Source organism: Streptomyces sp. NPDC056161, from assembly GCF_042268025.1.
Lineage (GTDB): Bacteria > Actinomycetota > Actinomycetes > Streptomycetales > Streptomycetaceae > Streptomyces.
In genome coordinates this window covers 124,202-130,701 of record NZ_JBHJUV010000003.1, presented here as the reverse complement: position 1 = coordinate 130,701, position 6,500 = coordinate 124,202, and the positions used below count along the sequence as shown (strand labels likewise).

At 75.4% G+C, this 6,500-nt stretch carries 5 protein-coding genes; 2 read left to right on the top strand and 3 right to left on the bottom strand.

Going from position 1 to position 6,500, the window contains the following annotated elements; genetic code table 11:
• Positions 1 to 66 precede the first annotated feature (66 nt).
• Positions 67 to 909 (bottom strand): RDD family protein, encoded by an 843-nt coding sequence (locus ACFC09_RS04230; protein ID WP_376523820.1) that lies wholly within the window; start codon positions 907 to 909, stop codon positions 67 to 69.
• Positions 910 to 1,027: 118 nt separating this feature from the next.
• Complete coding sequence (locus ACFC09_RS04225; RefSeq protein ID WP_376523818.1) at positions 1,028 to 2,677, bottom strand: RDD family protein; 1,650 nt, start codon at positions 2,675 to 2,677, stop codon at positions 1,028 to 1,030.
• A 240-nt stretch (positions 2,678 to 2,917) separates the two neighbouring features.
• Between ACFC09_RS04225 and ACFC09_RS04220 the strand changes: the two genes are divergently transcribed.
• Positions 2,918 to 3,331 (top strand): SsgA family sporulation/cell division regulator, encoded by a 414-nt coding sequence (locus ACFC09_RS04220; RefSeq protein ID WP_376523817.1) that lies wholly within the window; start codon positions 2,918 to 2,920, stop codon positions 3,329 to 3,331.
• Between the two features lie 130 nt (positions 3,332 to 3,461).
• Here ACFC09_RS04220 and ACFC09_RS04215 read toward each other — a convergent pair whose 3' ends face one another.
• Positions 3,462 to 4,868: an FAD-binding oxidoreductase gene (locus tag ACFC09_RS04215; protein WP_376523815.1), complete on the bottom strand. Its 1,407-nt coding sequence runs from the start codon at positions 4,866 to 4,868 to the stop codon at positions 3,462 to 3,464.
• Positions 4,869 to 4,961: 93 nt separating this feature from the next.
• On the opposite strand from ACFC09_RS04215, the gene ACFC09_RS04210 reads away from it, so the two are divergent.
• Positions 4,962 to 6,422 (top strand): tetratricopeptide repeat protein, encoded by a 1,461-nt coding sequence (locus ACFC09_RS04210; RefSeq protein ID WP_376523814.1) that lies wholly within the window; start codon positions 4,962 to 4,964, stop codon positions 6,420 to 6,422.
• The last annotated feature ends 78 nt before the right edge of the window (positions 6,423 to 6,500 follow it).

Here is a 6,500-nt window from a genome sequence, read left to right as displayed (position 1 = left end):
GGTCCGTGTGCGACACGGACCCGCCGACTGCTGTCGTCCCCGGGCGCCGCGCCCGGCCCGCCGTGCTCAGGTGCTGACCACCACCGTCTTCGCGGCCTTGTCGTGCAGGCCCTGCTTGTAGGGCTTGTCGAAGAAGCTCCAGCCGCCGCAGATCGCGGTCCAGATGCAGGCGCAGCAGAAGGCGAACGGAATCCACAGCACCAGCGAGCGGACCAGCATGGTCGGTACGGACGGGGTGGAGCCGTCGGCCAGGTTGGCGACCCGCATGCCCAGCCACTTCTTGCCGAGGGTCTGCCCGGTCCGGGCCATCAGAACCGTGTCGTAGGCGATGTAGAGCACGGCGGCGATCACCGACTGCGCGAAGGACTTGCCGACGTCCACCTTGTCGCTGTCCACCTGGTACTCGGACACCCCCAGGCCCCAGGTGAGCAGCCCGACGACGATGCCGACCAGGATCAGGTCGATGATGCGGGCGAGGGTGCGCTTGCCGCTGTCGGCGAGCGGGGGCATACCGGCGAGCGGATCACCGGGCACACCGCCGGCTCCATAGGGCCCGCCACCGGCTCCGTACGGCCCGCCACCGGCTCCGTAGGGCCCGCCGCCGTAGGGCGGGAGGTGCCGGCCGCCGCCGGGCGGAGGCTGCTGACCGCCGTAGGGAGGGGGCTGCTGACCGCCGTGGGGCGGAGGCTGCTGGTCGCCCGGCGGTGGCCGGTCGCCTTCGCCGCCCTGCGACGGCTGCTCGCCTTCGCCGCCCTGCGACGGCGGTTCGCCTTCGGCGCCCCGCGGCGGGGGCTGCCGGCCCTGGCCGCCGTCCGGCGAGTCCGCCCCCTCGCCGGACGGGGGCCGCTTTCTGAACGGATCGTCTTCCGGTGGCTGCTGCCCGGCGCCGGGAGGCGGTTCACTGCTCATGGCCCGAGTGGACCGCGAACCGCCCCGGTCCGCATCCGACGGGCGGCCGTACGGATTACGGAATCCGGTGGGCCGGACGGCGGACCGCCGCCTCCCGGATCGGACGTAGGGCCCCCGGTCAGCCCGCCACAAAGGTGTGCGCCGCCTTGTCGTGCAGGCACTGGTGCCACGGGCGGTCGAACAGGCACCAGGCGAAGCCGATGACGCCGATGCCCAGCAGCCCCGGGACGGTGGCGACCAGCCAGCGGCGCAGCGACACGGCGAAGGCGGGCGGCTCGTGGCCCTCGATGTCCCGCACCTGGAGGCCGCACAGCCGCTTGCCCAGGGTGCGGCCCCACTTGGCGGTCGGCAGCACCTCGTAGAGGACGCCGACGACGAGGAGGACCGCGAGGACGATGCCGAGGTACGCCGCCGTCGTGCCGTCCAGCAGCCAGACCGTGACGGTGTGGCCGGAGAGCTTGGCCGCGTCGACCTTCTCCTGGATGTGGTCGGCCGCCTTGGTGCCGAGCGGTACGGCGGCCACCGCGGTGACCGCGCCGACGACCACGGTGTCGATCAGCCGGGCGGCCAGCCGCTTGCCGAGTCCGGCGGGCCGGGCCGCCGCCTGCTGCCGCGCCATCGCCTGGAAGGGGTCCTCCACGGGCGGCTTCCAGGGCGCCACGGGCTGCTCGTCCCCGGCACCCGCGAGCTGGTGCACCTGCTGGGCCCAGGAGGACCGGCCGCCGCCCGGCCCGGCGGTCACCGGGGTGGACTGCGGCGGCAGGGGGGAAGCGGCGACCTGGGCGGCGGCGGGGCGGCCCGCCGCCTGCGCCTCGGCGGCACGGTCCGCGGCGGCACGGTCCGCGGCGACCTGCCCAGGCCCGAACCCGGGTCCGCCCGGACCGCCGGCGGGGCCCGCTCCGCCCGCACCCGGTGTGCCGAACGGACCGGCGGCGGAGCCACCGGCCCCCTGGGCGGGGATGCCGGCCGCGGCGGCCCCTGCGGACCCGGCGGCTCCCGGTGCGTGGCCCGCGGCCGGGCGAGCGGTGCCCGGCGCGCCCGCGCCCGGTCCGAGCGGCCCCGGAGGCGGACCGAAGGCCGGACCCGCAGGACCCGCAGGAGAGCCTGCCGGGCCCGGTTCACCGGCGCGCGGGCGTACCGGGCGGAAGGTCATGGTGCCCTCGTCCACGGGGCCGGAGCCCTGGCCGGGGGCGGGGGCGGCGGCCGGGCCGGGGGCGGGGGCGGCGGCCGGGCCGGGGATGGGGCGGCGGAAGACGAACGTCCCGTTCTCCGGGAGTTCGCCGGAGTCCGCCGGCGGGATCGTCGCCGTGCCGTCGGTGCTGGTGGCCCGCCCGTCCGGCGGGGCGGACGGGGACGCCGGGGAGGTCCGGGCCGCCGGAAGGGGCGGGGACGACGGGTCCGCGGGCGTGCGCGGGTCGGCGCCGGGCGTGCGCGGGTCGGCGCCCCAGGAGACCCGGTGGTCCCCCTCGCCGCCGAAACCCGTCTGCCGGGCCCGGTCGGCGCCCCACGCGGACGCCGGCTCCGGCCCGCCGGGCCCCGGCTGCGGGTCCTCGTCGAAGAAGTGCGGACCGGTCTCCTCGACCGCGGGCGCGGCCGGACGCGCCCCGGGCGGCGGGGTGAGCGGTTCGCCGTCCTGGGGTGCCGGCCGGCTGGTGCCCGGCACCCAGGTGGCCCCGTTCCAGTACCGGACGTAGCCGGGGATGGACGGGTCCGGGTAGTAGCCCTCGCGAGGCCAGTCGTCGCCGGGTGCCGGAGTGGGGGCGCTCATGTCCGTCGTCCCGTATCTGCTCGGGGGTGGGTTGGGGACCTCCACATTTATCAGACCCGGTGGCCCGGCACCGCCAGTCCCGCCGGACCCGCCCCTTTCCGGGCAACCCCGCGCACCGGCTTCACGACCGCGGAAAAAAGTTCTCCGGACCCGCGTAATGCCCCGACCCCGGCCCGCTCTCCACTCGTACGGGACCGCTCGCCCGTCCCGTACACCTGCCCGAGAGAGGAAGCGCACTTCATGCACTACACCGTGGTGGAACGCGAACTGGAGCTGAAGCTCGTCCTGTCGCCGGAGCACAGCGTGGCGGTCCCGGCGCGCCTCGTCTACAGCACCGAGGACCCGTACGCCGTCCACATCGCCTTCCACATCAACTCCGACCAGCCCGTCAACTGGACGTTCGCCCGTGAACTGCTGGTGGAGGGGGTGTTCCGGCCCTGCGGGCAGGGGGACGTGCGGGTGTGGCCGGCCAAGGCGGAGGGCCGCAGCGTCGTCCTGATGGCGCTCAGCTCGCCCGACGGCGAGGCCCTGCTGGAGGCGCCGGCCGCCCAGGTGTCCGCCTGGCTGGAGCGGACGCTGCGGGTGGTGCCGCCGGGGTCCGAGGGCGAGCAACTGGGCATCGACCACGCGCTCGACCAGTTGCTCGCCCGGTGACCGCCCGCCCGGTGACCGCCCGCCCGGCGCCGCCGGGGACGGCGGCGGAGACGCGACAGCGGGCGGAGGCGCGGGAGCGGGCGGAGGCGCAGGAGCGGGCGGAGGCGCGACAGCGGGCGGAGGCGGGTGGTCAGAACAGTTTGCCCGGGTTGAGGATGCCCAGCGGGTCGAAGACCTGCTTGACGGCGCGCTGCATCTCCACGCCGACCGGGCCGATCTCCCGGGCCAGCCACTCCTTCTTCAGGACGCCGACGCCGTGCTCGCCGGTGATGGTGCCGCCCAGCTCCAGTCCCAGGGCCATGATCTCGTCGAAGGACTCGCGGGCCCGCTGCGACTCCTCGGGGTCCTGGGCGTCGAAGCAGACGGTGGGGTGGGTGTTGCCGTCACCGGCGTGCGCGCACACCCCGATGGTCAGCCGGTACTTCTCGCCGATCCGCTCGATGCCCGCCAGCAGCTCGGCCAGCCGGGAGCGGGGCACGCACACGTCGTCGATCATCGTCGTGCCCTTGACCGTCTCCAGCGCGGGCAGGGACAGCCGGCGCGCCTGGAGGAGCAGTTCGGACTCGGCGGCGTCGTCGGCGGGGACCACCTCGGTGGCACCGGCGGCCTCGCACACCGCGCCGACCGCGGCCAGGTCGGCGGCCGGATCGGGGGTGTCGAACGCGGCCAGCAGCAGCGCCTCGGTGGACTCGGGCAGACCCATGTGGGCGAGGTCGTTGACGGCCCTGACCGTCGTACGGTCCATGAGTTCCAGCAGGGACGGCAGATGGCCGCCTTCCATGATCCGGCACACCGCGTCGCAGGCGGCGGCCACGGAGGAGAACTCGGCCGCCAGCACCAGTTGCCGCGGCGGCTTGGGCTTGAGCGCGAGGACCGCCCGTACGACGATGCCGAGCGAGCCCTCGGAACCGACGAACAGGCGGGTCAGGTCGTACCCCGCCACTCCTTTCGCGGTCCGGCGGCCGGTGGACAGCAGCCGGCCGTCGGCGAGCACGACGTCCAGGCCGAGCACGTACTCGGCCGTCACCCCGTACTTCACGCAGCACAGGCCGCCGGAGGCGGTGCCGATGTTGCCGCCGATGGTGCACGACTCCCAGCTGGAGGGGTCGGGCGGGTAGTACAGGCCGTGCTCCTCGACGGCGCGGGAGAGCGTGGCGTTGACGACGCCCGGTTCGACGACCGCGATGCGGTCGACCGGGCTGATCTCCAGGATGCGGTCCATCTTGGTGAGGGACAGCACGATGCAGCCGTCGGCGGCGTTGGCGCCGCCGGACAGGCCGGTGCGGGCGCCCTGCGGGACGACCGGGACGCGCAGCTCGGTGGCGGTGCGCATGACGTGCTGGACCTGTTCGACCGTACGCGGCAGGACGACCACGGCCGGAGTGCCGGCCGGGCAGAAGCTCGCCATGTCGTTGGCGTACGAGGTCATGACATCGGGGTCGGTGACGACGGCCTCGGCCGGCAGTCCGGTCCGGAGCCGGTCGGTCAGATCGGCCATCACTGCGTCGGGTGCGGCTTCGATTCGGCTCATGATCACAGCGTCGCACCCGGGGCCATCGGTGTGAACCCCATCCGGGGCGCGCCTTCGGCTGCCGGGTTGTGGTCGTCGGATGAACGCACAGTAAGTCTTATGAAGAAAGAACAGTCCAGGCCGGGTACCTCCCTGGTGGCCACGGCGCCGCGGCGCCGCGCCCGTGTGCTGCGGCGGGTGCTGGGCGCGCTGGCGTCGGCCGGTGTCGCCGGGGCCGCCGGATGGGTCGGGGTGCTGATGCTCCTGCCGCCCCCGCAGCCGCCGCCCGCCCGGCGGCCCGTGCCGGCCCCGGGGCCGCGGCCGGTCACGGCGGTGACCGCCGGGATGCCGGTCGCGCTGCCCGAGCTGACGAAGCTGATCGGGGAACGGGAGAGGTATCTGCGGACGCATCCGCAGGACGCGCGGGCCTGGGCCGTGCTGGGGACGGCCTATGTGGAGCGCGGGCGGCGCACCGCGGACGCCGCGAGTTTCCCGAAGGCCCACGAGGCGTTGCAGACCTCGCTGCGGGAGCGGCCGATGGGGAACGCCGATGCGCTGGACGGGCTGGCGGCGCTGGCCAACGCGCGCCGGGACTTCGACGAGGCCAGGTGGCAGGGCGAGCAGGCGCTTGAGGTCTCCCCGAAGCGCTGGACGACGTACGCGCTGCTGATCGACGCCTACACCGGGCTCGGCGACTACAAGGCGGCGCGCGACGCGCTGGAGAAGCTGATGGAACTGCACACCCCGCCCGCCGCGCACCCGGCGGTGATGGCGCGGGCCGCCGCCGTCTACCGCGACCGGGGCTGGCGCGAGGACGCGGCGGCGCAGTTGGTGGACGCCACGGCCACCGCGGGCACCGCCGCCGAGCGGGCCGCCTACCTGGAGCGGGGCGGGCAGCTGGCGTGGGAGCGCGGGGACCGGGAGGACGCGCTGCGGCACTTCGAGGCGGCCGTCCGCCTGGACCCGGACCAGCGGGCCGCGCTCGCCGGGCAGGGGCGGGCGCTGGCCGCGCTGGGCCGTACGACGGAGGCGCTGAACGCCTATGCGCACGCGCTGGCGGGGCAGCCGTCCCCGCAGTACGCCCTGGAACTGGGTGAGCTGTACGAGTCGCTGGGCCGGGCGCAGGAGGCGCGCACCCAGTTCGACCTGCTGCGGCGGCGGGCGGAGCGGGACACCGCGGGCGGGGTCGACGACGAACTGGTCGTCGGGCAGTACGAGGCGGACCACGGGGATCCGCAGGAGGCGGTGCGGCGGCTGCGCGACGAGTGGGAGCGGCAGCCGGGGATCGAGGTGGCGGACGCGCTGGGGTGGGCCCTGTACCGGGCCGGGGACCCGCAGGAGGGTGTGGAGTACGCCGAGAAGGCGACCGACAAGGCGAAGGGCGGCGAGGTGCGCAGCGCGCTGTACGTCTTCCACCGCGGCATGATGGAACGCAGTCTGGGCGAGTACGGAGGCGCCCGCCGCCACCTCAAGGAGGCGCTCCAGATCAACCCGTACTTCTCCCCGACCCGGGTGGCGGAGGCGAAGGCGGCGCTGGGCGCCCTTGGCGAACCGCCCGAGGGCACGGCCCCGGCCTGGTGAGCCGCGCCGGGCACGGGTCGGCCCGGCCTCGCAGGACGGGGTTGCGGGGGCTCGCCCAACGGGCCCGCGGGGCTGGGG